Source organism: Ancylobacter moscoviensis (genome assembly GCF_007559435.1).
Classification (GTDB): domain Bacteria; phylum Pseudomonadota; class Alphaproteobacteria; order Rhizobiales; family Xanthobacteraceae; genus Ancylobacter; species Ancylobacter moscoviensis.
Genome location: NZ_VMBP01000002.1, coordinates 265,333 through 288,130, shown reverse-complemented (window position 1 = coordinate 288,130; position 22,798 = coordinate 265,333). Strand labels below are relative to the sequence as shown.

The following is a 22,798-nucleotide window of genomic DNA, read 5'->3' as shown; positions in this document are numbered from 1 at the left end:
GTACACATGACGGAGAAGACGGCGGTTGATCCGGCACGGCTCGAAGTCGTGGCGCCGAATTTCAAGCGCCGCCTTTCCGGTGTGACCTCGACGCTGGAACGTGTCGTTCCCTACCAGGCCCGGGATGTCGGCATCGCCGCTCTCGGGCCGCGTCTCGCCCCCGGCGTGCCGCGCATCGGTTTTCTCGATCTGCGCCGTCTCTGGCGCCGTCCCGCATCCCGACGCACGCGCATCTGGCACGCCCGGCGCAATGTCGAGATGCTGGCCGGCGTCGTGCTGCGCGACGTATTGCGCATGCCGCTCACGCTGGTCTTCACCTCCGCCTCGCAGCGCTGGCACACGCGCTGGAGCCGCTTCCTCATCTCGCGCATGGACGCGGTCATCGCCACCTCGGCGAAGACGGCTTCCTATCTCCAGCGACCTTCCACCGTGATCCACCACGGTATCGACACCGGCACCTTCGTGCCCACCCCCGACAAGGCGCAGGCCCGCAGGGCGGTGGGGCTGCCGGAAGACCTGAAGATGGTCGGCTGCTTCGGCCGCATCCGTGCGCAGAAGGGCACGGATGTCTTCGTGGACGCGCTGATCCGTATCCTGCCGGACCATCCCGGCTGGGGCGGCGTGGTTTTGGGCCGTGCCACCGGCGCACACACCGCCTTCTTCGCCGAGCAACGCGAGAAGGTGGAGAAGGCCGGCCTTGCCGACCGCATCCTGTTCCCCGGCGAGGTCGCGACCTCCGATATCGCGCCCTGGTATCGCGCGCTCGACCTCTATGTCGCCCCGCAGCGGTGGGAGGGCTTCGGCGTCACGCCGCTGGAGGCGATGGCTTCCGGCGTGCCGGTGGTGGCGACCATGGTTGGCGCCTTCGAGGAGTTGGTCGTCGAGGGCAAGACCGGCACCATGATTCCTCCGGGGGACGTCGAGGCGATGGCCGGGGCGGTCGAGGCTTTCATGCAGCTCGACGAAGCCGGCCGCACGGCGCGCGCCGAGGCGTCTCGCCGCCACATCCTCGACTCGCACTCGATCGAGGTGGAGGCGAAACGGATCAACGCCGTCTATGACGAGGTCTGGGCGACCCGCTGAGCCGGGGCCTGTACTTCCGGCACCGTCAGCCCCAGCACCGGGGCGATGATCGCGGCGAGTTCGCCCCGCACATCCGTGGTGGGGGGCTCCAGTTTCACCAGCGTCCTCGCGAACTGCTCGGCGGTAACCGTGCCGAGCGGCAGGATGGCGAGGCTTTCCGCTTTCGCCGGCCCCGCCCAGCTCTTCGCCGCCCAGGCCGAGATCGCCTCGCTGGCGTAACCATCATGAACCTTCGCCGAGCGCAGGCCGATGACCGGCCGGCCGGCGGTCAGCCCCTCGGCCAGCATGCTCATGGAATCCTCCGTCACCGCCACCGCATCCGCGCCGAACAGCGCCCGCACCGAGCCGGGACCGGCGTTGCCGTAGTCGATGAACTCGGCGAGCGCGCCTTCCTTGTCGAGCGCGGCAAGTTGCGCCCCGACCTCGTCGGGGGTTCGGCGCGAGGTGGAGACGCGCCAGCGCACGCCGTATTCCTTCGCCACCTCCCGCACGAGCCGCACCAGCGCATCCCACTCGTTCGCGGGCCATTCCTTGCGATAGGCGGTGCCGCCGACCAGCAGGGCGATCTCCGCGCCCTTGAGATCGGCCGGCGTGCCGAGGCGGCGCGGCGGCGCGTAGTCGGACGGATCGACGACGGAGGGAATGAGCGCCCAGGCCGAACGCGGATTGCCGGCCGCGCGCGGCGAGGCGACGACCATCAGGCTCACCTCGCGCGTGTCATAGCCGCCGATGCCGCCCGAATAGAGGAAGGGCACGCCGCCGAAGACCCGACTGATGAGGATGCCGGCAGCGATCGTCGGACGACCGGAACCGATGATGACGTCCGGCTTCTCCAGGCGGTCCGCGTCGATGCCGTACATGGCGCGCAGCCAGTAGCGCGCGTCCTTGCCATAGCGGCGCATGATGAGCTTGCGCACGTCGTCATGCGCGAACCAGCTCGGGCGGATGTCGAGCCGCGTCACCTCGATGGGCGCCAGCCGCCCGACCGCCAGCGCGACGCCTTCCGCCTGATTGAAATGCCCCGGCTTCTTGTCGCGCAGGACGAGCAGCTTCACCGGGAAGCTCCCCGCGGTTTGGTCCCGAACAGCTTGCGCTGCGCCGAGCGGGTGAGCTTCTGGGCGCGGTAGATGGCTCGCTCGCGCGCCCGCACGGCGAGGCCGGTCAGTCCCCCCACCTCGCCGTCCCAGGTCTTGAAGGCCACGCGGGCGCGGCGGTGGATCGGCATCTGGCGGATGTTCGGGAAATGGGGCTTGAGCCGCGCCAGCCACCACTCGGCGCCATGCTGCGAGACATGGGCGTTGCGCCCGTCCGAAAGCAGCATCTTGGCCGGCCCGGTATCGATGACGAACAGCGCATGGCCGGCGCTCGCCGCGATGGAGGCGAGCACGGTATCGATCTCCTCGTCGGGGATATGCTCCATCACATCGACATTGACGGCCAGCTCCACCCGCTTGCCCGGCAGCGTCGAGATTTCCGGAATGGCCGGATCGTAGCGATGGATTTCGGGGATGCCGGCCTTGGCCGCGATGAGGAAGGCGAGATTGCTCTGGCCGCAGCCGAAATCGATCAGCGAGGCGGGCTTGAGCGCCAGGATGTGCGGCAGCATGTCGGCCAGCGCATGGCGCGCGGTGGCGCCGTAGCGGTGGCGCGAATGCAGCTTCGCGTATTCGTCGACCAGGCTGTATTCCATTCCCTAGGCTCCGAGAACGCGCCGCTTGAGCTTGCCGAAGAACCGCCGCAGCCGGCGCGCCCGCTTCTCCACCTTGCGCCCGAACTTGGTCTTCAAGGGGACGGAAGCGAAGGGCGTACGGGCACGATGCTCGAAATAGAGATCGCGCGCCGGATGGTTGCAATCGGTGTAATTGGGCTTCACCTGCCCGATGAAATGAACGATGCGGGCTTCGCGCCAGATCGACGGGTCGTCCGTGTAGACGCCCTTTTCCAGACGGCGATGCAGGTTCCAGCTCTCGTCCAGCGGCAGCCACGCCCCGCGCAGCGCCCCGTTGAGCGCGTCCTGGTCCATCATCGGCAGGGTCGGCCGCGAGTTGATGAACTCGATGGTGCGCTCGGTCACCCGATCGGCGCGCCATTTCTCGAGATCGATCAGCAGCACGCCGCTGTTGAAGTAGCGCATCTCATCGGGCAGGCCGATGTCGCGGTTGCGCTTGATGTGGCGCTCAGGCACCTGCCGGGCGATGTCGTCCACCGCCGCCAGCGCGAAGCCGTCCATCGGCAGGCTGGCGAGCGGGGCGAGCGAGGCGTTCACCAGCGTGTCGCAATCGATGTAGAACAGCCGGCCGGTGGCCTCGCTCAGGCTCAGCGGCATCAGGATGCGCGCATAGGCCGTGCGCGAGAGGTGATGGTTCACTGGCCGGGCCGCGAAGTGCCGGACCATCTCGTCCGTCATGTCGACGAAGACGATGTTGGGCAGGCCGTAGCTGGCCCGCAGCCGCTCCTTGTCGGCATCCGAGACGCCGTCGCAGAACACGTAGACCGCCTCGAAGTCGCCCGCCGCCTTGTCGGCGAGCGAGGCTAGCATGACGCCGGTCAGTTCGACATAGGCCGTGTCGGTCGCGGTGGCGACGATCAAGGGGCGTCCCCTTCCATCGGCACCACGGCGACGTCCTTGGTCTGCTTCAGCGTGAGCGCGGTCTTCACGTTGCGCACGTTCGGCGCGCCCGTCAGCTCCAGCACGAAATTCTGGAAAGTCCGAAGGTCCGGCGCGACGCAGAGCAGGATGAAGTCGGTCTCACCGGAGAGCATCCAGCAGGCGCGCACCAGCGGCCAGCGCTCGACCTGCTCGGCAAAGGCGGAGAGATCCGCCTCGGCCTGGCTCACGAGATGGACCATGGCGAAGGCCATCAGGTCGAAGCCGAGCTTCTTCTCGTCGAGCAGGGCGCGATAGCCCTTGATGATGCCCTCCTCCTCCAGCGCACGGACCCGGCGCAGGCAGGGAGGGGCGGAAATGCCGACGCGCTGGGACAGCTCCACATTGGTGATGCGGCCATCGCCCTGAAGCTCGCGCAGAATGTTCCAGTCGATCGCGTCGATACGGCGAACCACGCGGCGCCTCCGGTTGCGGCGGCCGAGACGGCGCGCCTGTCGGCCGCGAAGATAGTGAAGCGGCCGGGCAGAGCAATTATCTTGCGCGCTTGTCCCGCGCAATCTTCCTTATGGAAAACTAATGGATAGGAGCGCCCCGCCTTGCGGCGGGTCGGGTCAGCCCCTACATTTTCGCATGGCTGACCCGGGCGCCCCTTGCGGCGGACGCATGTGTCATCCATGTGGCCTTTCCCCGTGCCTCAACCCCAAGCGAGCTTTCCATGTCGCCGGCGCCCTCGTCCAGTCAGGCCAATCACGTCAAGGTCCTCATCATCGGCTCCGGACCCGCGGGCTATACCGCCGCGGTCTACGCCGCGCGGGCGATGCTTGAGCCGGTGCTGATCCAGGGCATCCAGCCGGGCGGGCAGCTCACCATCACCACCGACGTGGAAAATTATCCCGGCTTCGCCGATCCGATCCAGGGCCCTTGGCTGATGGAGCAGATGCAGGCGCAGGCCGAGAAGATGGGCACGCGCATCGTCAACGACCTCGTGACCCGCCTCGACCTGTCGAGCCGCCCCTTCCGCGCCGAGACCGACTCCGGCACGGTGTGGATCGCCGAGACCGTCATACTCGCCACCGGCGCGCAGGCGCGCTGGCTGGAGCTCGATTCCGAGCAGGCCTATCGTGGCCACGGCGTCTCCGCCTGCGCCACCTGCGACGGCTTCTTCTATCGCGGCAAGGAAGTGATCGTGGTCGGCGGTGGCAACACCGCGGTCGAAGAGGCCCTGTTCCTCACCAACTTCGCCTCGAAGGTCACGGTCGTGCACCGCCGCGACAGCTTCCGCGCCGAGCGCATCCTGCAGGAGCGGCTCTTCGCCCACCCCAAGGTGGAGGTGGTGTGGAACGCCGCCATCCACGAGGTGAAGGGCGAACATGAGCCCACCCGCGTCACCGGCGTTGTGCTGAAGGACGTCGCCACCGGCGCCTACGCCGAGCGCACGGCCGACGGCGTGTTCATCGCCATCGGCCATGCGCCGGCCACCGAGTTGGTGCAGGACCAGCTTAAGCTCAAGCCCAGCGGCTATGTCTGGACGGCCCCCCACTCGACCCAGACCTCGGTGGAGGGCGTGTTCGCGGCCGGCGACGTCGCGGACGACACGTTCCGCCAGGCGGTGACGGCGGCGGGCATGGGCTGCATGGCCGCGCTGGAGGCCGAACGCTTCCTCGCGGCGCGCGAAACGCTCGCGCACGCCGCCGAGTGAGACCGCGAGTGACAACAGGGCCCCTGACGCATGGACAATAAGGCCAACCGGGCACGTGACATGGACTGGGACAAGCTCAAGGTCTTTCACGTCGCCGCCGAAGCCGGCTCCTTCACCCATGCGGGCGAAGCTCTCGGGCTGTCGCAGTCGGCGGTCAGCCGGCAGGTTTCCGCGCTGGAGCAGGAACTCAACATCCCGCTGTTCCACCGCCACGCACGCGGCCTGATCCTGACCGAGCAGGGCGACCTGCTCTACCGGACCGCCCACGAAGTGTTCATGAAGCTGGAGGCGGCGCGCGCCAAGCTGACGGACAGCCGCGAGAAGCCGAACGGCGAGCTGCGCGTGACCACCACCATGGGTCTGGGCACCCATTGGCTCACCGCGCGCATCGGCGAGTTCCTCGAACTCTATCCCGACATCCGCATCACGCTGATCCTCACCGACGACGAACTCGATCTCGCCATGCGCGAGGCCGACGTCGCCATCCGCCTGCGCCAGCCGGTGCAGCCGGACCTGATCCAGCGCAAGCTGTTCACGGTGCACTTCCACGCCTTCGCCTCGGCGGAGTATCTGAAGCGCAACGGCCACCCGCGCACGCTGGACGAGCTCGACAAGCACCGCATCATCCTGCTCGGCGGCCCGATCCCCTCCTATTTCCAGGGTCTGAACTGGCTGGAGCGCGCCGGGCTGGAGGACGGGCAGGAAAGCCGGGTGCCGGCCCTCTCGGTCAACAACGTGCTGGGCCTGAAGCGCGCGGTGGAGCGCGGCGTCGGCATCGGCATCGTGCCCGACTACCTGCTGGAGGATTCCGCGACGCTGGTGCAGCTCTTCCAGGAGCGCCCGACGCCGACGCTGGAAGCCTATTTCGTCTACCCGCAGGAAATGCGCTCGGTCGCGCGCATCCAGGTGTTCCGCGACTTCCTGGTCGCCAAGGCACAGCGCTGGAACTTCTGAGCGACCTCAGCGCACAGCGAGCCGCCCGGCGACCTCGCGGGCGGCGTAGTCGCCGGCGTGGCGCCAGCCCTCGTCATTGTCGCCGCGGAAACTGAGCAGCCGCTCCAGCACCAGCTTGCCGGAGGCGACATCCAGCACCGCCACGCGCATGGAGAGCACGAGCGTGCTCATCTTGTGCACGCTGCCGACCACGACATAGGCGGCGCCGGCCTGCCGGGCCCGCTGGCGCAGCGCCTCCACGCCCTCCCCGTCGAGGCGGCAGGCGCCTTCGCAGGCGAGCGACAGGCTCTCCAGCCGGTCGTTACGGCCGATATCGGCCCGCAGAGCCTGGGTGAGCTCCAGACGGCGCGCCTCATGCTCGGCGCTCTGGTCCTTCGCCTCGCCGGACGAATCGGTGAAGCCGATATCGGCGATGGCCACCAGCGTGGATGCCGGCGTCGCCACTGCCACCGACAGGCCCAGCACGAGACCGCCGAGCGCCCCTGAGAGACGGAGTGCAAAGTCGCCTGTCGGCATGAACGGCTCCTCCGGCGGGAATGGAGAGACGATGCGGGGCGGGGAAGATTAAGCCCCAAAGGACCGGTTTCCAACGCCTCGCGGCGACTCGCGCTCCGGTGCCCGGGCGCTTATTTCGCGGGCAGTGTCGGCTACATGACAAGCTGGATGCAATAACGCATGCCTGCCATGCAGGCATAATTTATTGCAAGCTGCTCGATCTTTGACCATATCAGTGGGCGACGCCGATGCGTTTTCGTTTCGGCTGTTCCCCTCTGGAAGGTTCGCCACTTCGGTGGCGAAAACTTAAGCCGGATCCTTTTGGATCCGGCTTTTTTCTTGTCTGCGGGTCGCAGCGCGGCCGCGGCGATCGGTTCACATGAACAGCTTCTCGCCGCTCAGTCCGGCATAGAGCCCGGCGACCTGCTCGCCATAACCGTTGTAGATCTGGGTCGGACGCCGCTCGCCGGTGCCGATGTCGCGCTCGCTCGCCTGGCTCCAGCGCGGATGGGACACGGCAGGGTTCACATTGGCCCAGAAGCCGTATTCGCGCCCCTGCACCTGCTCCCACAGCCCCACGGGCCGCTCCTCGACGAAGGAGACGCGCACGATCGACTTCACCGATTTGAAGCCGTATTTCCACGGCACGGCGAGGCGCAGCGGCGCGCCGTACTGGTTCGGCGCCGGCTTGCCGTAGACGCCGGTGACGAGGAAGGCGAGTTCGTTGGTCGCTTCCGCCATGGTGAGACCGTCGACATAGGGCCAGGGATAGATGAAGCGGTTCTGTCCCGGCGCCACCGACGGATTCACGAACGTCTCGAAGCGCACATATTTCGCCCCCGACAACGGCTTTGCCCACGCCACGAAGTTCTTCAGCGGAAAGCCCGTCCACGGCACCGCCATGGACCAGGCCTCGACGCAGCGGTGGCGGTAGAGGCGCTCTTCCAGCGTCATGGCGCGGATGATGTCGTCGATGCCGACCTCGCGCGGCTTCTCCACCAGCCCGTCGATCTTCACCGTCCAGGGGCGGCGCGGCATGCGCTCGGCGATATCGGCGACCTGGTAGTTCCGCCGGTCGGAGCCGAACTCGTAGAAATTGTTGTAGTTGCCGGAGACCTCTTCCGGGGTGATGGGATGATCCAGCGTGTAGGCGGGATTGCGCTTGGCCGGATAGAGGTCGCGTGTCGGATCGGTCGCCGGATCGCCGGCGGCCGGCGCGGCCTCGGCACCGTGGGGAAGGCCAGCAGCCGCCAGCAGGCCGATGCCCGCCCCGAGCAGGTGGCGGCGGGAGAGATAGACGGATTCGGGTGTAGCGGCGCTTTCCGGCAATGCCCATGAAGGCCGGCGGCGGATCAGCATGGCGGTCTCCCTCGGTCGATTGCCGGGAAGATACGCCGTTCAGGCGCCGCGCGCTCAGGAGCGCCCATCAACTCGTCGTGCGGATTTACGAAAAAGCCCGGCGGGGGACCGCCGGGCCTGGACGTTCATATCGGGAAAACGGGCGCCACACGGCGCCGCTGCTCACCGGGAGGTCAGACGCAGGTCGCCAACGCCGAGCGCGACGTTCACGCCGGTCTGGCCTTCGACGCTGAGAGGCTGCAGCGCGATCGTGTTGCGCGAGCCGCCGACCAGCACGTTGCCGGCCACGCCCAAGCCGAGGGCGACGCTGCCGGAGACGCCGGCATAGGTGCCGTCGAGGTCGCCCGAGCGCACGCCGCGCGACGGCGCCAGCACGGTCCACACCAGCGCATTGCGGCCGGTCACGCCGAGGTCGACGCCCCAGCGACGGATCGTGCCCTCATAGGGGTAGCTGCGGCCGCGCGTGCTGCGGAACACGCAGTCCAGCGTGCGCTTGGAGCCGATGATGAAGCTCACCGACTTGGAACCGCGGCACTCCAGCACGCCGGCTTCCACGCGCTTGCCCTGCGCCGAGGCCGGCACGGCAAAGAGGCTGCCGACGCCGGCAGCGAGCGCGGCGGCGATGAGGCCACGCGACATTACGGTACGGATCATTCTGTCTCTCCCTGGAGAAGACGCGCGACCGGCTGGGGACCGGCGCCGTGCCGCCGAAGGCGGCTATCCGGCCGGGGCGCGTCGCCCGGCCGGATAAAGTCATTTTTACCTCAGCGCAGCGAGCCGCAGAAGCGCTGGATACGCAGGCATGCTTCCTCAAGATCCTTGGTCGAGGTGGCATAGGAAATGCGGAACGCCGGACCGAGACCGAACGCCGACCCATGCACCACGGCCACGCCTTCGGACTCCAGAAGTTCGCTGGCGAAGGTTTCGTCGGTGTCGATCACCTTGCCCGCTGGCGTGCTCTTGCCGATCAGCCCGGCGCAGGACGGATAAACGTAGAACGCCCCCTCCGGCTTCGGACAGGTCAGCCCCGCCGTCTGGTTCAGCATGGACACCACGAGGTCGCGACGCTCCTTGAACACCTTATTGTTCGCGGCGATGAAGTCCTGCGAACCGTTCAGTGCCTCGACCGCCGCCCACTGGGCGATGGAGTTGGGGTTCGAGGTGGACTGCGACTGCAGCGTGCCGATAGCCTTGATCAGCGCCTCCGGGCCCGCGGCATAGCCGATGCGCCAGCCGGTCATGCAATAGGCCTTGGAGACGCCATTCATGGTCAGCGTGCGGTCGTACAGCGCGGGTTCGACCTGCGCCGGGGTGACGAACTCGAAGTCGTCATAGACGAGGTGCTCATACATGTCGTCGGTGAGAATCCACACATGCGGATGCTTCACCAGCACGTCCGTGAGCGCCTTCATCTCCGCACGGGTATAGGCGGCGCCGGTCGGGTTCGACGGCGAGTTGAAGATCAGCCACTTGGTCTTCGGCGTGATCGCCGCTTCCAGAGCCGCCGGCTGGAGCTTGAAGTTATCCTCCAGCTTCGTCTCGACCGGCACCGGAGTGCCCCCGGCGAACTGCACGATGTCCGGGTAGCTGACCCAGTACGGCGCCGGTATGACCACCTCGTCGCCGGCGTCGACGGTCGCCACCAGCGCGTTGAACAGCACCTGCTTGCCGCCAGTGCCGACCGTGATCTGGCTCGGCTTGTAGGTGAGGCCGTTCTCGCGCTTGAACTTGGCGACGATCGCCGCCTTCAGTTCGGGGATGCCGTCCACCGCCGTATAGCGGGTCTGGCCATCGCGAATCGCCTTGATGGCGGCTTCCTTGATGTTGTCCGGCGTCTCGAAATCGGGCTCGCCGGCCGCCAGTGCGATCACGTCGCGACCGGCCGCTTTCAACTCCCGCGCCTTGTTCGAAATGGCGATGGTCTGGGAAGGATTGATGCGCTTCAGGGCGGCGGATATCAGGCTCATGGCCGAGCTCCCTTGAGGATGTTTTGCGCGCGACAACTAGTCGAGCCCTTGCGCCCCGGCAAGCGATTCCCTACCTGCGGTCGGGTTCCATGCTGCGTTATCCTGCCGCTGCGCCTTTTTTGTCGTCCATGCTGGAGTTTGCCGCGTGCTCAAGGTCTATGCGATGCAGAGCTCGGGCAACTGCTACAAGGTGCGGCTGCTGCTCGCCAAGCTCGGCGTCCCCTTCGAACTGATCGATGTCGACCTGCTGCGTGGCGAAAATCGCACCCCCGACTTCCTGATGAAAAACCCGGAAGGCCGGGTGCCGCTGCTGGAGCTGCCGGGCGGACGCTACCTGCCCGAATCGAACGCCATCATGTTCTTCCTTGCCGACGGGTCACCGCTGCTGCCCGACGAGCCGCTGGCGCGGGCGGAGGTGCTGCGCTGGATGTTCTTCGAGCAGCACAGCCATGAGCCCTCCATCGGCGCCGCCCGCTTCTGGCTCAAGCTGGTGAAGGGCGGGCGGGAGCTGCGTACCCACGACATCGACCGCTGGATGGAGGAAGGCTACGCCGTCCTCGGCGTGATGGAGCGCCATCTTTCCCGCCGGCCCTTCTTCGTCGATGGCGCGCTGACCATCGCCGACATCGCCCTCTACGCCCATACCCATGTGGCGGAAGAAGGCGACTTCGATCTGCGCACCTTTCCCGCGGTGCGCGCGTGGCTGGACCGTGTTGCCGCGCTGCCTTCCCATGTCGGCATGGACTGGCGCCCGGCTGCCGGCGAGCAACTCGTTAACATCGCTTAAGTATTTGCCCTGAAATAGCCGCGAAATGGCACCGGGTCGCGCAAAGTGGCGTCGAAGCCGAGCCGTGTTCCCGGTCCAGATTACCTCCATCGACGGGCCGTCGCCGTCGATCGGAGGAAATCTCGCCATGCCGCAGCAGCGCACCGCCGGGCACGTCGCGCCCCGCCACACCGCCCACCGCCGGCTCCGCCGCGCGGCGATGGAAGCCGGCGTCGTGCTCTCGCTCACCTTCGCGATCGTCGCCGTGCTCTGCATGTTCGGCCTGCAGCGCGCCTCCGCGCTCGAGATCGTCCACGGCTCGGTCTCCGACGACCGTATCGCCGTCGGCGCCATCCTGCTGTCCGCCTTCGTCGGCCTGTGCGGCCTCACCACCTTCATGCTGCGCCACACGCTGCAGTCTGCGCACGAGGACCACGCGCCGCGTCACCGCCAGGGCTGACCGGCGCCGCCTCCCCGCTCCGCCGGGTCTCACGGCTTGTTCAGCCGACTGATGTTGGCAGCATCGCCGGCGTGCTCTAACCATGCGCTCCGGAGTCGAACCACGGAGCGCCGCCTTGAGCCCCCTCGCCCGCCTCCTGCCGGCAATCGCCCTCTCCGGTCTGCTGACGGCCAGCGCCATCGCGCAGGAGCCGGTACGCATTCCCTCCTCTGCTGGCCCGCTGAGCGTCGAGACCGTCGCCTCCGGCCTTGAAAACCCGTGGGGCCTCGCCTTCCTGCCGGACGGGCGCATGCTGGTGACGGAACGCCCCGGCCGGATCCGCATCGTCAACCGCAGCGGCACCGTCTCGGCTCCGGTGAAAGGTGTGCCGCCGGTCTATTCCTCCGGTCAGGGTGGCCTGCTGGACATCGTTCCCGCGCCCGACTTCGCCAGCAGCCGGCTGGTCTATTTCTCCTATGCCGAGCCGCGCGAGGGCGCCTCCGGCACCAGCGTCGCACGGGCCCGACTCGTCGAGGACGGCGGCGATGCGCGGCTGGACGGGGTCGAGGTGATCTTCCGCCAGCAGCCGGCCGCGACCGGCAGCAATCATTTCGGCTCGCGCCTCGTCTTCGCCGGCGACGGCACGCTCTTCGTCACCCTTGGCGACCGCTATTCGCTGCGCGATCAGGCGCAGCAACTCTCCAGCCATATCGGCAAGATCGTCCGCATCGGCGCGGACGGATCGGTGCCCGGCGACAATCCGTTCCGCGACCGGGGCAGTGCGCGGCCAGAGATCTGGAGCTACGGCCACCGCAACGTGCAGGGCGCCGCGCTCGATTCCGTCACCGGCCGGCTCTGGACCATCGAGCACGGCGCGCGCGGCGGCGACGAACTCAACCATCCCGAAGCTGGCAAGAACTACGGCTGGCCAGTCATCACCTATGGCCGGGACTACAGCGGCGCAAAGATCGGCGAAGGCACCGCCAAGGACGGCATGGAGCAGCCGGTAAAGTACTGGGACCCTTCCTTCGCGCCGTCCGGCCTCGCCTTCTACAACGGCAATCTTCTGCCGGCGTGGAAGGGCGACCTGTTCGCGGGCGGCCTTTCGGGCACGCGGCTGGTCCGCCTGCACCTCGATCCGGCGCGCGAGAAGGTCGTCGACGAAGAGGTGCTGCTGACCGATCTCGGCGAGCGCATCCGCGATGTCCGGCAGGGGCCCGACGGCGCCCTGTGGCTGCTTACCGACGATCCCGGCGAAGGCCGGCTGCTGCGCCTCGGCCCCGCGGATTGATCACCACTTCTGGAAGATGAAGAACGCGCCGAGCGCGATCAGCGCGAAGCCGATCAGGTGGTTCCAGGCGAAGGGCTCCTTCAGCCACAGCACCGAGAAGCCGGCAAAGACCACGAGGGTGATGACCTCCTGGATGGTCTTGAGCTCGACCGTCGAATAGACCGCCGAACCATAGCGGTTAGCCGGCACGGCGAGGCAGTACTCGAAGAAGGCAATGCCCCAGCTCGCGAGGATGGCGATGAGCAGCGGGGCCGATTTGTGCTTGAGATGCCCGTACCAGGCGAACGTCATGAACACGTTCGAGGCGAAGAGCAGCAGGATCGGGGTGACCGAAGGCGGCAGAAGCGTCGAGAGGGCGGGCATCGGGTTATGGGTCCGGTGAGGAATCGCCACCGAGCATCGCCGCCGGCCGGCTCGCGTCAATGGCGCGCCGGCCTTTTCGGCGTGCTCTACGCGACGCGGCCCTCAGCGCTCACAGCTCGGCCCAGTGCCGCAGCAGGTTGTGATAGACGTTGGCCAGCTGCAGCACGGCCGGATCCTCGTCCGGCAGCTTAGTGCGCGTGCCGATGATGGCGCGGTCGAGATCGTAGAGCATGGCGCGGCGCTCCTGATCCTTGATCATCGACTGCGACCAGAAGAACGAGCCCCAGCGGCTGCCACGGGTGATCTCATTGACGCTGTGCAGGCTGGAAGCCGGATAGACCACCGCGTGCCCCGCCGGCAGCTTCACCTCGTGTACGCCGTAGGTGTCCTCGATGACCAGCTCGCCGCCGTCATAGTCCTCGGGCTCGGTGAGGAAGATCGTGGTCGACACGTCCGCGCGCATCCGCATGCCGGTGCCGGGAATGGCCCGGATCGAGCCGTCGACATGGGCGCCGAACTTCATGCCGACGTCGTAGCGGTTGAACATCGGCGGCAGGACGCGCAGCGGCATCACGGCCGAATTGAAGACCGGGTTGCGCCCCAGCGCGCGCAGCACGATGTCGCCGAGATCCGCCGCCTCCTTGGACTCCACCGGGATCTGCAGGTTCAGCTTGGTCCGGGCCGCCTGCTGGCCGGCGGTCACGCGCCCGTCCACCCATGGCGAGGATTCCAGCACGCGGCGGCAATGGGCGACTTCCTCGCGCGTCAGGATATCGGGAATCTGGATCAGCATCGGTCGGGGTCCGGAAATGAAAAGAGGGGGAAAGCCGGTGGTTCCGGCTCTCCCCCAGATGTGACGGTCGATCGGATCGGGAGGAGCCTCAGAAAGTGGCCCCGACGGTCAGGACGAAGGTACGTCCCGCAGCCGGCACCGCACGGTTGCCCCAGCCCGCCGAGTAGTTCAGCTCGTCGGTCAGGTTGTAGGCGTTCAGCGCGACGCGGTAGTTCTCGTATTCGTAGGACACCAGAGCATCGAGCGAGAAGGTCTCGGGGATGATCGCGGTGTTGGCGCTGTTGGTGTAGTACTGGTCGGCATAGGTGACGCCCGCACCAACCAGCAGCTTGCCGGGAACGGTGGTCAGCCAGTCCTTCGTCAGCTCATAGGTCGTCCAGAGCGTGAAGTTGTTCTGCGAGACGAAGGGCACCTCGTTGCCGATATAGGATGCGGTGGTCGAGGTCTGGATCTCGCTGTCGTAGTAGGCGTAGGCGGCCTGGATGGTCCACGCCGGCGTGATGTTGCCGGTCAGGCCGAGCTCGACGCCCTGCACGCGCTGGTTCTCGCCGGTCTCCACCGTGTCGCCGGTCACCGGGTCGGTGTAGAAGGCGTTGCTCTTGTCGACGCGGAACAGCGAGCCGGTGAAGCCGAGGCGGCCATCGAGCAGCGCGACCTTGAAGCCGGCTTCATAGGTCTCGTTCTTCTCGGGCTCGAGGTTGTTCTGGGTCGGGTTGACGACGGTGATGTCGTTGGTCGGGAACATGCCCTGCGGCGAGAACGAACGCGCCCAGGAGACGTAGTAGGTCTGGTTGTCGGTCGGCTCCCAGATCACGCTCGCCTTCGGGCTCCAGAAGTTGGTGCTGGAGTCCGCGTAGGTCCAGCTGTTGCTGCCGTTGGCGCAGCTCGAACCGACGCACCAGAAGCTGTAATCCGAGGAGTAATTGTCGTAGCGCACGCCGCCCAGGATCGAGAGCTGGTCGGTCAGCCAGATGCGGTCGCTGACGAACGCGCCGAAGTCGGTGGCGCTCGATTCGCGCTGGCCGTTATTGCCGAACGGGTTCGGATAGAGGAAGTACCCCGTCGTGTTGGCATAGATCGGGTTGTAGATCGTCGACGTGCCCTTGGAGCCGTTCACCGAGATCAGCGTGCGCTCGTCGTCGACGAAGTACATGTCGATGCCGGCTACCAGTTCATGGCGCAGGAAGCCGGTATTGAACTTGGCGATCGCGGTCGTGATGTTCTGGCCGCTCCAGCTCGTCTGGTCGAAGCCCGGATTGCCGCCGCCGAAGGAGATCGCCGGATTGCCGCCGTTGAAGAACTGGCCCGTGCAGCTCGCCTCATAGGCCGCTTCCGACGTGGTGCTGCTGCCGCAGCCCGGCACGGTCGTGGCGAAGTCGCGGGTGTAATAGCCGATCCGCGAGTCGTTGGTGATGGTCAGCCAGTCGTTCACCTCCCGCTTGTAGTTGGCGGTGAACATATTGGTCTCGGTCTTGTCGCGGTCGGTGACCTTTCCATAGAAGGTCGAGCGCGGCACGCCCCATTCCGTCACCGGCTTGCCGAGCGAGCCGAAGCGCGCCACGTCGCCGAAGCCGGGGGTGACGACCGGAACGCCGTAGTCCGGCGTGCGCTCGCCGTTCTGGTACAGGTAGTTCAGGTGCAGGGTCTGGTCGGTGCCGAGACCGAAGCCGACATCCGCCATCAGGCCGTAGCGGTTCGACTCGACATGATCGCGGTCGGCGATGTCCTGCTCGTTGACCATGCCGACGATGCGCACGGCCGTCGTCGCGTCGAGCTGCTTGTTGAAGTCGAAGACGCCGCGATAGAGCGGACCGGTGCCGAACTGGCCCTCGAAGTCGTACTTGTCACCGATATGCGCCTGCTTGAGCGTGGAGTTGATCACGCCGCCCGTGGTGCCGGCACCGAAGCTCTCGGAGGACGGCCCCTTGAAGACCTCGACGCTCTCATAGGCGAAGCTGTCGCGCACATAGACGCCGAAATCGCGCAGGCCGTTGATGTAGATGTCGCCCTTGGCCTGGAAGCCGCGGATACGGAACTGGTCGCCGTTCATGCCACCGCCGCCCTCGCCGATGCCGACGGTGACGCCCGGAACGTTGCGCAGAGCCTGCTCAAGCGTCGTGACGCCCTGCTCCTGCATGACTTCCTGAGTGATGACCTGAACGGTCTGGGGCGTGTCCTGGACAGTGCCGGGCAGACGCGAAAGCCCGGTGTTCGCTTCGAGCGTATTGGCAGGAGAACCCTCGCCTTCCACCGTGACCGTCGGCAGTTCCTCGCTGGAGGCCGGCGCGGCCGCCTGCTGCGCCACGGCGCCGAACATCGGGAATGCCGACATGGTAACGGCAAGACCAGCCGTTACGGCTGCATTTGGTGTAGTATCGCGAAGCGTCTTCAATGTCTTCATCGGACCCCAACCCCTTATTGGCTTCTTTATGGGGCTATTAGACGCGATTCTAACCCGCTTCAAACATTATGTTTTTTATCTGTTCCAACCTCGACCTTCTATAGCAATTCAAAATCACAGTTTTTAATTATTAAAAACTAAGAGTTCGCAGGACGTATTGCCGATAAACTGGCCGATACCTTATGTGACACAACGATATCAGGCCCATTGCCTTTGTCTGGCAGGGGGCGGTGGCAAGGCGAAGAATGGCGGCGGGCCCATGCGCGAGGCGTGGATTTCCTACACAGAGCTCCAGCGAATGGGTCCGGATGTGTTGCGCGCGCGCATCAGTGAGCGGCCCGAGGAAGCCGCCCGCTGGGTGGAGGCGGCGGCACTGAACGGACTGGTGAACGCCCAGATCGCCTGGGGCCAGATGCTGGTGGATGGCCACGGTGTGCTGGCCAACCCGGCGGCGGGCCTTCGCTGGTTCCGTGTCGCCGCGAGCGCCGGCAGCATGGACGGCGTCAACATGGTGGGGCGCTGCCACGAATTGGGCTGGGGCACGGCCCCCGATGCCGCCGAGGCGGCGCGTCACTATCGCCAGGCCGCCGAAGCGGGACATGGCTGGGCACAGTTCAACTTGGCCACCCTGCTGCTCGACGGCCGCGGCGTGCCCCCGGACCGGCGCGAGGCGCGGGTCTGGTACATGCGCTCCGCCTGGGGCGGCAACGCCAAGGCGATGACCATGCTCGGCCGCTTCGTCGAACATGGCTGGGATCGTCCGGCGCGTCCGGCGGCGGCCCTGCGCTGGTATCGGCGCGGCGCCGAAGGCGAGGACTATCGCGGCCAGTTCGACTATGCGCGGCTGCTTCTGGAGCTTACCGGTCGGCTCGACTTCGCACTACCGTGGTTCGCCCGGTCCATCGCCAACGGCGTTCCGGCCTTCTGCCGCAATGTCGGCGCCGCCCTGCGCGAGGCACCGCAGCCGGAACTGCGGCGGCTCGCCCTTCGAGCTCTCGAACGGGCCGCCAGCGAAAGCGGCGAGGCGGGCGACCTGCGCGCCTATGCGGCGGCGCTGGCCGCGGGCCTCGGTGGCCTTTCCGATCCGGACTCCGCCGCCCGGCAATTCGAGCGGGCTCGCGATGCCGAGCTGGCTTCACAGGCCGAGCCCGCGACGTCACCGTCGAGCACGGAGCAGCGGCCGCGACGTCCCCGCACCCTGCTCGCCCGGCTGCGGGCCCACTTCAACTCACGGACAGCGGCGCCCCGTCACCCCACCTAGATACCCTCAACCGAGCACAGGGGCAGCCGCCCCCTCAGGCCCGGCTGTTGGCCCAGGCGCGGATCTCACCCACCAGATGGCGGAAATCCCAGAACGCCGCCGCCAGCAGCGCACCCGGCACAAGGGCCGCGACGAGGGCCCAGCCCTGCGACCAGTCGATGGGACCGCGCGCGAAGTCATAAGCGGTGTAGGCGCCGAACAGCGTCACCACGGCGGCGATACCGAAATAGGCGACGCGATCCAGCCTGATGACGACGAGCGCAATGAGCGCCGCCACCGCGATGCCGATCAGTGCCGCCCACACCCAGCCGAGCGAGAGCAGGGTCGCCGCCCAGCGGCCGGCGCTGAAGGAGATGAACGTCAGCGCCGCCAGCACCAGAAAGCCGGCCCGCAGACGAAGGATCGACACGCCACCTGCCATAACCGCATCTCCGCTGCCGGCGCCCCGGCGATACCGATTCAGTGGCGCATCCCCACGGCCGACGCAATCGAGCCGCCCCATCCACCGGGAAGGAAATCTACACCTACCGCTCGCTCACCTCACTAAGCTCTTCGCAGTGCCGCAATCACGCGGGAATATCTCTCTCCCCTCGCCGATTCCGGTCTCTCCATGCACCATGTCCTGGTTCTTCTGAACGCCCGCGCGGGCACCCTGCTCGACCACAACGCCGAGGAGGTACGCCGGCTCGTGGAGAAAGGGCTGGGGAGCGACGGGCGGAAGGTGGAAGTCCGTCTGCTGGGCGGAAAGGAGCTCCTGCGCGCCATTCGCAGCTCCGGCCAGGGGCAGCACGACACGGTGATCGTCGGCGGTGGCGACGGCACCGTGAGCCTCGCTGCGCGCAGCCTCCAGCAGTCGGGCAAGGTGCTCGGCATCCTGCCGCTCGGCACCCTGAACCTGCTCGCCCGCGACATCGGCATGCCCACCGGCGACCTCTCCGCGGCCATCGCCGCGCTGGACGAGGCCGAAGCCGCCGAAGTCGATCTGGGAACGCTCAACGGGCGGACGTTCCACACCATTTCCGGCATGGGTTTCTTCAGCCAGATGGCGCGCGCCCGCGAGACGGTGCGGCGGCGCAAGCTCTGGCGCTTCCTGGCGGTGGCGATCGCGGCGGCCTATGCCCTGCGCCGCACCGGCCGCTTCGACCTCGACGTGACGGTGGACGGCATCCCTCACAGCTACCGCGCCTTCGCCGCGCTCATCTCGGTCAACCGCTTCACCGGGCCGGGCTGGCGGCGCGAGCATCTCGACGAGGGTCTCCTCGAACTTCACGTGGCCGAGGATCGCGGCGGCCTGGCGCTGCTCAAGGCGGGCGCCGACATGGTGACCGACAACTGGCGCGGGAATCCCGGCATCGTCACCCTGACCGGGCACCGGATCACGCTCGACCGGCCGAACCGTGACCGCAGCTGGGTCTCGACCGACGGTGAGCTCGGCCGCGAAAGGATGCCGCTCGACTATCGGATCCTTCCGCGCGGGCTGAAGCTGCTGGTACCGCGCGGAAGGAAGGCTCCGGCCGCGTCCGACGCGGCCGGCTGGCGCAGGCCGCTCAGCGCGGCTCGATCTCATAGGTGATGGAGACGCCGGCGCGGACCTCGGTTTCGCCGGCTTCCACCGGCACCGAATCCTCCTTCATCATCATCGCCGGCGCCGACATCATGCGCGGCATCGGCCGCGGCCCGCCCTCGCCGGAAATCGACACGACGCGCACGATGCGCACCCCGCTCGCCTCGGCGATGATCTCCGCCTGATGACGGGCGTCCTTCACCGCGGCGGCGCGGGCGGCGTCCGTCAGCTTGCCCGGCTCGGAAATGTCGAAGGCGATGCCGCCGATCTGGTTGGCGCCCTTGGTCACCAGTTCGTCCAGCAGGCTGCCCAGCTTGGCGAGATCACGCACCCGCACGGTGACGTTGTTGCTGACCTGATAGCCGGTGATGCGCGGCGCCTCGCTGCTGTCCTTCTTCGGCGGCGCGTATTGCGGCTGGACCGAGAAGCCCGAGGTGAACACGTCGCGCCCTTCCACGCCGGCCGCCTTGATCGCGGCGATCATCTGCGCGACGGCGGAGGAATTGGCGTCGAGCGCCTCGCGCGCCGTCTTGCCCTCGCTCACCACGCCGGAAGAGAGAGTCGCCATGTCGGGCGCAGCGCTCGCCTTGCCCTCGCCGGAGACGGTGAGGACCGGGCGCCGGGGGCCGGTGGAGAGGTCCTGCGCGGCGAGCGGCGTCAGGGTCGCGACGAGCGCGACGGCGCACAGGGAGGCGCGGATCAGCTTCATGTCTTCTTTCCTCGAACCAGCCGCATGACGAAACGGCACCGGCGCAGACCACTTCGGGAAGGCGGCGGTATTGCGGCGAGGCTGTATCGCACACGCCGGCGTGGACGGCGATGGCTGGCCGGTTGGCGCGCGCACGGCCATTTGCTAGTTTCCGCCGCCCGCCGACGCTCGCCCTGCGCCGCCGGAAGGGCCTGTAGCTCAATGGTTAGAGCCGGCCGCTCATAACGGTCTGGTTGCAGGTTCGAGTCCTGCCGGGCCCACCAAATCCGCCGATTGTCCCTCGCCGTCCAAGGTCTCCTGGCCCTGCGTCCTTTCTTATCGACCGATGGGATTGGCGGCGAAGGGGTGTCGTCCTAGATACAGGATGCTCGCGCCGTCGGCGCTGCCGGAGGGGGCGCGAGCCTGTCGGGTTACGAGACTGAACATGCGGACCGCCCTGTTGTCGATTCCCCTGCTCCTCGCCGCGGCGCCGGCGCTCGCGCAGACGCTGCCCAACTCGCTCGCCATGAGCTGCGCCGCCACGCGGGCGCTGGTGCAGAAGAACGGCCAGGCCGTGATCGCCACGGGGCCGAACATCTATGAGCTGTTCGTCGTCAACGTCAGCTACTGCCTGCCGTCGCAGACGACGCGGCCGGCGTGGGTTAAGACCGCCGACGAGGCTCAATGCCTTGTCGGCCGGCGCTGCGTGGACCGGCAGATCCGTATCCGGCGCTAGCCGGCGGGCTCCGCCGCGCAGCGCCCGCGCGGGCGATCCGGCCTGCTCCCGACCTTCCCCATGGCCTGTGTCGGACACGCGGCCTATAAGGTATCCGGCGCCGCACAGGAGCGGCGTCGAGCTTGGGGCACCCACATGTCGAATTCTCTCGTCCTCGCTGGCGCCGGACGCCGCCTCGCCGCCATCCTGTTCCTCGCCGTGGCCTCGCTCGGCCTCGCCGGCTGCGGGGTCAACACCATTCCCACCCAGGAAGAGAAGGCAAAGGCCGCCTGGAGCGAGGTGCTGAACCAGTACCAGCGCCGTGCCGAGCTGATCCCCAACCTCGTCGAGACGGTGAAGGGCTACGCCCAGCAGGAGAAGGACGTGCTGACCCAGGTGACGGAGGCCCGCGCCAACGCCACCTCCATCAAGGTCGACGCCTCCACCATCACCGACCCCGAGCAGTTCAAGCAGTTCCAGAACGCGCAGGCACAGCTCTCCAGCGCGCTCGGCCGGCTGATCGCCGTCTCGGAAGCCTATCCGGACCTGAAGTCGAACCAGAACTTCCTCGCCTTGCAGGCGCAGATCGAAGGCACCGAGAACCGCATCGCCGTGGCGCGGCGCGACTACATCGAGGCGGTGCGCGTCTACAACACCGAGCTGCGCACCTTCCCCGGCATCATCTGGGCCTCGACGCTCTACCGCGGCAACAAGCCGATGGAGACCTTCACCATCTCCGAGGAGCAGATGAAGGTGCCGCAGGTGAAGTTCAACTGACGTCTCGCTGAGCGGCGCCATGCTCGCCCGTACCGCCCGGTCCCAGGCCGCATCCCTCGCCGCGCCCTTTGCCGCGCGCGCGTTCGCCGTCACGCTGGTCCTGCTCGCCCTCGTGCTGGCCGGCACGGCGCGGGCGGAGCTTGCCTTCCCGCCCCTCAGCGGACGGGTGGTCGATGCGGCCGGCATTCTCGATGCCGGTCAGCGCGCCGCGCTGGAAGCCAAGCTGGCGGCACAGGAGGGCAAGACGACGGACCAGTTCGTCGTCGCCACCGTCCCCTCGCTCGACGGCATCGAGATCGAGGACTATGCCAACCAGCTCTTCCGCCACTGGCAGCTCGGCCAGACCGACAAGGACAACGGCGCGCTGCTGCTGGTTGCGCCAAACGAGCGCAAGGTGCGCATCGAGGTCGGCTACGGCCTCGAAGGCATCCTGCCTGACGCCGTGGCCAGCACCATCATCCGCACCGCTATCATCCCGGCCTTCCGCTCCGGCGATTTCGCCGGCGGCATCGACAAGGGGACGGATGCCGTTCTCGAGGTGCTCAATCTCGATCCCGCCGAGGCCGAAGCGCGGGCGCGACAGGCGGAAGAACCGGCCCTCACCTTCGACGACTGGGTGTTCCTGCTGTTCGGGATCGCGATGTTCCTGTTCTGGCTCTATGTCCTCTATCACCAGATCCGCTACGGCCGCTCGCGCCGGGTGGGGCGCGGCCGCAATGCCGCTGCCGCCGGCGGCGTGTCGAACTGGGAATGGAACGACCGCCCCACGCGCGGCGGCTGGTCCGGTGGAGGCGGCTGGTCGGGCGGTGGAGGCGGCGGTTTCTCGGGTGGCGGCGGCTCTTCCGGCGGCGGCGGGGCTTCGGGGAGCTGGTGATGGGCACGACCAACGAGAACGTCCTCACCGCGGCGCAGCAGGCGGCGCTCGCCGAGGCCATCACCCGCGCGGAGGCTGGAACGGCCGGCGAGATTCAGGTGGTGGTCTCCAGCCGCCCGCTGATCGACCACCCCTTCTATGCGCTGATGTGGGCGGCGGTGATCGCGCTGGTGTTGCCCTGGCCGGTCGCCCTGCTCCTGCCGGTCGACGTGCCGGAGCTGCTGGCGCTGCAGGCCAGCGTCTTCATCCTGCTGGGTTCCCTGCTCGCCTTCACCCCGCTGCGCCACTCCTGCGTTCCGCGTGCCGTATTGCGGGCCGCCGCGCGGGGCACGGCCGTCGACCACTTCCTCAGCCTCGGCATCCACCAGACCGAGGGACGCACGGGCGTGCTGATCTTCGTCGCCCTGCCCGATCACCGGGTCGAGGTGGTGGCCGACGACACGATCCATGTCCGCGTCGGTCCTTCGGCGTGGACGGACGTATGCACCCGCGTTCTCACTGGCGCGCGCGAGGGGCGGCTGGCCGAAGGGCTGGAGGACGCCATCGCCGAAGCAGGCCGGCTGCTCGCCCGGCACGCCCCGCCCGACACCCACAAGGACGAGCTGCCCAACCGCATCGTGGTGCTGTGATCCGCTTCGCGGGGGTAAATGGTTGCGCATGCGCGGACCCGGGCGCATAAGCGCCCCAAGAAGATTGGAGGA

At 67.5% G+C, this 22,798-nt stretch carries 25 protein-coding genes and 1 tRNA gene; 13 read left to right on the top strand and 13 right to left on the bottom strand.

Annotated elements, in window-relative coordinates; genetic code table 11:
• The first annotated feature begins 6 nt into the window (after nucleotides 1-6).
• Nucleotides 7-1,083, top strand: a complete 1,077-nt coding sequence (locus FO470_RS07570) for a glycosyltransferase family 4 protein (protein ID WP_144342341.1) — start codon at nucleotides 7-9, stop codon at nucleotides 1,081-1,083.
• On the opposite strand, the gene FO470_RS07565 is transcribed toward FO470_RS07570, so the two are convergent.
• From FO470_RS07565 to FO470_RS07550, 4 genes are read right to left on the bottom strand one after another with little or no spacing between them, the layout of a single operon-like run.
• Nucleotides 1,056-2,138 (bottom strand): ELM1/GtrOC1 family putative glycosyltransferase, encoded by a 1,083-nt coding sequence (locus FO470_RS07565; RefSeq protein ID WP_144342340.1) that lies wholly within the window; start codon nucleotides 2,136-2,138, stop codon nucleotides 1,056-1,058. The two genes, FO470_RS07570 and FO470_RS07565, sit on opposite strands and share 28 nt — an antisense overlap.
• Entirely contained in the window at nucleotides 2,135-2,773 is a 639-nt protein-coding gene (locus FO470_RS07560; protein WP_144342339.1) for a methyltransferase domain-containing protein, read from the bottom strand. Before FO470_RS07560 ends, FO470_RS07565 begins: the two co-directional genes overlap by 4 nt.
• Nucleotides 2,774-2,776: 3 nt before the next feature.
• The gene (locus FO470_RS07555; protein WP_144342338.1) at nucleotides 2,777-3,673 is read right to left on the bottom strand and encodes a glycosyltransferase family 8 protein; all 897 of its coding nucleotides are present in this window, start codon (nucleotides 3,671-3,673) and stop codon (nucleotides 2,777-2,779) included.
• A complete protein-coding gene (locus tag FO470_RS07550) occupies nucleotides 3,670-4,146 on the bottom strand; it encodes an Lrp/AsnC family transcriptional regulator (RefSeq protein ID WP_144342337.1) in 477 nt (158 codons plus the stop codon). Before FO470_RS07550 ends, FO470_RS07555 begins: the two co-directional genes overlap by 4 nt.
• Nucleotides 4,147-4,406: 260 nt before the next feature.
• Between FO470_RS07550 and trxB the strand changes: the two genes are divergently transcribed.
• Together trxB and FO470_RS07540 are read left to right on the top strand one after the other, a co-directional pair.
• Nucleotides 4,407-5,390 carry a thioredoxin-disulfide reductase gene (gene trxB / locus FO470_RS07545; protein ID WP_144342336.1) on the top strand — a complete coding sequence of 328 codons (984 nt, stop codon included), beginning with the start codon at nucleotides 4,407-4,409 and terminating at the stop codon, nucleotides 5,388-5,390.
• A 60-nt stretch (nucleotides 5,391-5,450) separates the two neighbouring features.
• On the top strand, nucleotides 5,451-6,344 hold the full coding sequence (locus FO470_RS07540; protein WP_186291879.1) for a LysR family transcriptional regulator: 894 nt from the start codon (nucleotides 5,451-5,453) through the stop codon (nucleotides 6,342-6,344).
• Between the two features lie 6 nt (nucleotides 6,345-6,350).
• Here FO470_RS07540 and FO470_RS07535 read toward each other — a convergent pair whose 3' ends face one another.
• From FO470_RS07535 to FO470_RS07520, 4 genes are all read right to left on the bottom strand, one after another.
• Nucleotides 6,351-6,860: a DUF2380 domain-containing protein gene (locus tag FO470_RS07535; protein ID WP_144342334.1), complete on the bottom strand. Its 510-nt coding sequence runs from the start codon at nucleotides 6,858-6,860 to the stop codon at nucleotides 6,351-6,353.
• Between the two features lie 354 nt (nucleotides 6,861-7,214).
• Entirely contained in the window at nucleotides 7,215-8,198 is a 984-nt protein-coding gene (msrP, locus tag FO470_RS07530; RefSeq protein WP_144342333.1) for a protein-methionine-sulfoxide reductase catalytic subunit MsrP, read from the bottom strand.
• A gap of 162 nt (nucleotides 8,199-8,360) precedes the next feature.
• Nucleotides 8,361-8,852: a DUF992 domain-containing protein gene (locus FO470_RS07525; protein ID WP_246659509.1), complete on the bottom strand. Its 492-nt coding sequence runs from the start codon at nucleotides 8,850-8,852 to the stop codon at nucleotides 8,361-8,363.
• Nucleotides 8,853-8,962: 110 nt separating this feature from the next.
• The gene (locus FO470_RS07520; protein WP_144342332.1) at nucleotides 8,963-10,165 is read right to left on the bottom strand and encodes a pyridoxal phosphate-dependent aminotransferase; all 1,203 of its coding nucleotides are present in this window, start codon (nucleotides 10,163-10,165) and stop codon (nucleotides 8,963-8,965) included.
• A 163-nt stretch (nucleotides 10,166-10,328) separates the two neighbouring features.
• Between FO470_RS07520 and FO470_RS07515 the strand changes: the two genes are divergently transcribed.
• The 3 genes from FO470_RS07515 (at nucleotide 10,329) to FO470_RS07505 (ending at nucleotide 12,661) form a co-directional block, all read left to right on the top strand.
• Nucleotides 10,329-10,952: a glutathione S-transferase family protein gene (locus FO470_RS07515; protein ID WP_418655049.1), complete on the top strand. Its 624-nt coding sequence runs from the start codon at nucleotides 10,329-10,331 to the stop codon at nucleotides 10,950-10,952.
• Nucleotides 10,953-11,079: 127 nt separating this feature from the next.
• Nucleotides 11,080-11,391 (top strand): hypothetical protein, encoded by a 312-nt coding sequence (locus FO470_RS07510; protein WP_144342330.1) that lies wholly within the window; start codon nucleotides 11,080-11,082, stop codon nucleotides 11,389-11,391.
• A gap of 82 nt (nucleotides 11,392-11,473) precedes the next feature.
• Entirely contained in the window at nucleotides 11,474-12,661 is a 1,188-nt protein-coding gene (locus tag FO470_RS07505; protein WP_144342329.1) for a PQQ-dependent sugar dehydrogenase, read from the top strand.
• Here the strand turns inward: FO470_RS07505 and FO470_RS07500 are convergent, their stop codons facing one another.
• From FO470_RS07500 to FO470_RS07490, 3 genes are all read right to left on the bottom strand, one after another.
• Nucleotides 12,662-13,024 carry a DMT family protein gene (locus tag FO470_RS07500; protein WP_144342328.1) on the bottom strand — a complete coding sequence of 121 codons (363 nt, stop codon included), beginning with the start codon at nucleotides 13,022-13,024 and terminating at the stop codon, nucleotides 12,662-12,664.
• 109 nt (nucleotides 13,025-13,133) lie between these two features.
• The gene (locus FO470_RS07495; RefSeq protein WP_144342327.1) at nucleotides 13,134-13,817 is read right to left on the bottom strand and encodes a Fe2+-dependent dioxygenase; all 684 of its coding nucleotides are present in this window, start codon (nucleotides 13,815-13,817) and stop codon (nucleotides 13,134-13,136) included.
• Between the two features lie 88 nt (nucleotides 13,818-13,905).
• The gene (locus FO470_RS07490) at nucleotides 13,906-16,149 is read right to left on the bottom strand and encodes a TonB-dependent receptor (RefSeq protein WP_244616687.1); all 2,244 of its coding nucleotides are present in this window, start codon (nucleotides 16,147-16,149) and stop codon (nucleotides 13,906-13,908) included.
• A 367-nt stretch (nucleotides 16,150-16,516) separates the two neighbouring features.
• Here FO470_RS07490 and FO470_RS07485 point away from each other — a divergent pair, with 367 nt between their 5' ends.
• Complete coding sequence (locus FO470_RS07485) at nucleotides 16,517-17,479, top strand: tetratricopeptide repeat protein (protein ID WP_246659508.1); 963 nt, start codon at nucleotides 16,517-16,519, stop codon at nucleotides 17,477-17,479.
• Nucleotides 17,480-17,513: 34 nt separating this feature from the next.
• Here FO470_RS07485 and FO470_RS07480 read toward each other — a convergent pair whose 3' ends face one another.
• On the bottom strand, nucleotides 17,514-17,888 hold the full coding sequence (locus FO470_RS07480) for a hypothetical protein (protein ID WP_244616692.1): 375 nt from the start codon (nucleotides 17,886-17,888) through the stop codon (nucleotides 17,514-17,516).
• 201 nt (nucleotides 17,889-18,089) lie between these two features.
• Between FO470_RS07480 and FO470_RS07475 the strand changes: the two genes are divergently transcribed.
• Entirely contained in the window at nucleotides 18,090-19,052 is a 963-nt protein-coding gene (locus FO470_RS07475) for a diacylglycerol/lipid kinase family protein (RefSeq protein WP_144342323.1), read from the top strand.
• Here the strand turns inward: FO470_RS07475 and FO470_RS07470 are convergent.
• On the bottom strand, nucleotides 19,027-19,752 hold the full coding sequence (locus tag FO470_RS07470; RefSeq protein ID WP_144342322.1) for an SIMPL domain-containing protein: 726 nt from the start codon (nucleotides 19,750-19,752) through the stop codon (nucleotides 19,027-19,029). The two genes, FO470_RS07475 and FO470_RS07470, sit on opposite strands and share 26 nt — an antisense overlap.
• Before the next feature lie 187 nt (nucleotides 19,753-19,939).
• On the opposite strand from FO470_RS07470, the gene FO470_RS07465 reads away from it, so the two are divergent.
• From FO470_RS07465 to FO470_RS07445, 5 genes are all read left to right on the top strand, one after another.
• Nucleotides 19,940-20,015, top strand: a tRNA-Ile gene (locus FO470_RS07465).
• A gap of 161 nt (nucleotides 20,016-20,176) precedes the next feature.
• The gene (locus FO470_RS07460; protein ID WP_144342321.1) at nucleotides 20,177-20,467 is read left to right on the top strand and encodes a hypothetical protein; all 291 of its coding nucleotides are present in this window, start codon (nucleotides 20,177-20,179) and stop codon (nucleotides 20,465-20,467) included.
• A 135-nt stretch (nucleotides 20,468-20,602) separates the two neighbouring features.
• On the top strand, nucleotides 20,603-21,223 hold the full coding sequence (locus FO470_RS07455; RefSeq protein WP_144342320.1) for a LemA family protein: 621 nt from the start codon (nucleotides 20,603-20,605) through the stop codon (nucleotides 21,221-21,223).
• 19 nt (nucleotides 21,224-21,242) lie between these two features.
• On the top strand, nucleotides 21,243-22,097 hold the full coding sequence (locus FO470_RS07450; protein ID WP_144342319.1) for a TPM domain-containing protein: 855 nt from the start codon (nucleotides 21,243-21,245) through the stop codon (nucleotides 22,095-22,097).
• The gene (locus FO470_RS07445) at nucleotides 22,097-22,726 is read left to right on the top strand and encodes a TPM domain-containing protein (RefSeq protein ID WP_144342318.1); all 630 of its coding nucleotides are present in this window, start codon (nucleotides 22,097-22,099) and stop codon (nucleotides 22,724-22,726) included. The genes FO470_RS07450 and FO470_RS07445 overlap by 1 nt, the downstream gene beginning before the upstream one ends.
• Nucleotides 22,727-22,798: the final 72 nt, after the last annotated feature.

Coding starts and splice junctions, on each gene's coding strand:
- FO470_RS07570 (WP_144342341.1), top strand. CDS start 7: ATGACGGAGAAGACGGCGGTTGATCCGGCACGGCTCGAAGTCGTGGCG.
- FO470_RS07560 (WP_144342339.1), bottom strand. CDS start 2,773: ATGGAATACAGCCTGGTCGACGAATACGCGAAGCTGCATTCGCGCCAC.
- trxB (WP_144342336.1), top strand. CDS start 4,407: ATGTCGCCGGCGCCCTCGTCCAGTCAGGCCAATCACGTCAAGGTCCTC.
- FO470_RS07540 (WP_186291879.1), top strand. CDS start 5,451: ATGGACTGGGACAAGCTCAAGGTCTTTCACGTCGCCGCCGAAGCCGGC.
- FO470_RS07535 (WP_144342334.1), bottom strand. CDS start 6,860: ATGCCGACAGGCGACTTTGCACTCCGTCTCTCAGGGGCGCTCGGCGGT.
- msrP (WP_144342333.1), bottom strand. CDS start 8,198: ATGCTGATCCGCCGCCGGCCTTCATGGGCATTGCCGGAAAGCGCCGCT.
- FO470_RS07525 (WP_246659509.1), bottom strand. CDS start 8,852: ATGATCCGTACCGTAATGTCGCGTGGCCTCATCGCCGCCGCGCTCGCT.
- FO470_RS07520 (WP_144342332.1), bottom strand. CDS start 10,165: ATGAGCCTGATATCCGCCGCCCTGAAGCGCATCAATCCTTCCCAGACC.
- FO470_RS07515 (WP_418655049.1), top strand. CDS start 10,329: ATGCAGAGCTCGGGCAACTGCTACAAGGTGCGGCTGCTGCTCGCCAAG.
- FO470_RS07510 (WP_144342330.1), top strand. CDS start 11,080: ATGCCGCAGCAGCGCACCGCCGGGCACGTCGCGCCCCGCCACACCGCC.
- FO470_RS07505 (WP_144342329.1), top strand. CDS start 11,474: ATGCGCTCCGGAGTCGAACCACGGAGCGCCGCCTTGAGCCCCCTCGCC.
- FO470_RS07500 (WP_144342328.1), bottom strand. CDS start 13,024: ATGCCCGCCCTCTCGACGCTTCTGCCGCCTTCGGTCACCCCGATCCTG.
- FO470_RS07495 (WP_144342327.1), bottom strand. CDS start 13,817: ATGCTGATCCAGATTCCCGATATCCTGACGCGCGAGGAAGTCGCCCAT.
- FO470_RS07490 (WP_244616687.1), bottom strand. CDS start 16,149: ATGTCGGCATTCCCGATGTTCGGCGCCGTGGCGCAGCAGGCGGCCGCG.
- FO470_RS07485 (WP_246659508.1), top strand. CDS start 16,517: ATGGGTCCGGATGTGTTGCGCGCGCGCATCAGTGAGCGGCCCGAGGAA.
- FO470_RS07475 (WP_144342323.1), top strand. CDS start 18,090: ATGCACCATGTCCTGGTTCTTCTGAACGCCCGCGCGGGCACCCTGCTC.
- FO470_RS07470 (WP_144342322.1), bottom strand. CDS start 19,752: ATGAAGCTGATCCGCGCCTCCCTGTGCGCCGTCGCGCTCGTCGCGACC.
- FO470_RS07460 (WP_144342321.1), top strand. CDS start 20,177: ATGCGGACCGCCCTGTTGTCGATTCCCCTGCTCCTCGCCGCGGCGCCG.
- FO470_RS07455 (WP_144342320.1), top strand. CDS start 20,603: ATGTCGAATTCTCTCGTCCTCGCTGGCGCCGGACGCCGCCTCGCCGCC.
- FO470_RS07450 (WP_144342319.1), top strand. CDS start 21,243: ATGCTCGCCCGTACCGCCCGGTCCCAGGCCGCATCCCTCGCCGCGCCC.
- FO470_RS07445 (WP_144342318.1), top strand. CDS start 22,097: ATGGGCACGACCAACGAGAACGTCCTCACCGCGGCGCAGCAGGCGGCG.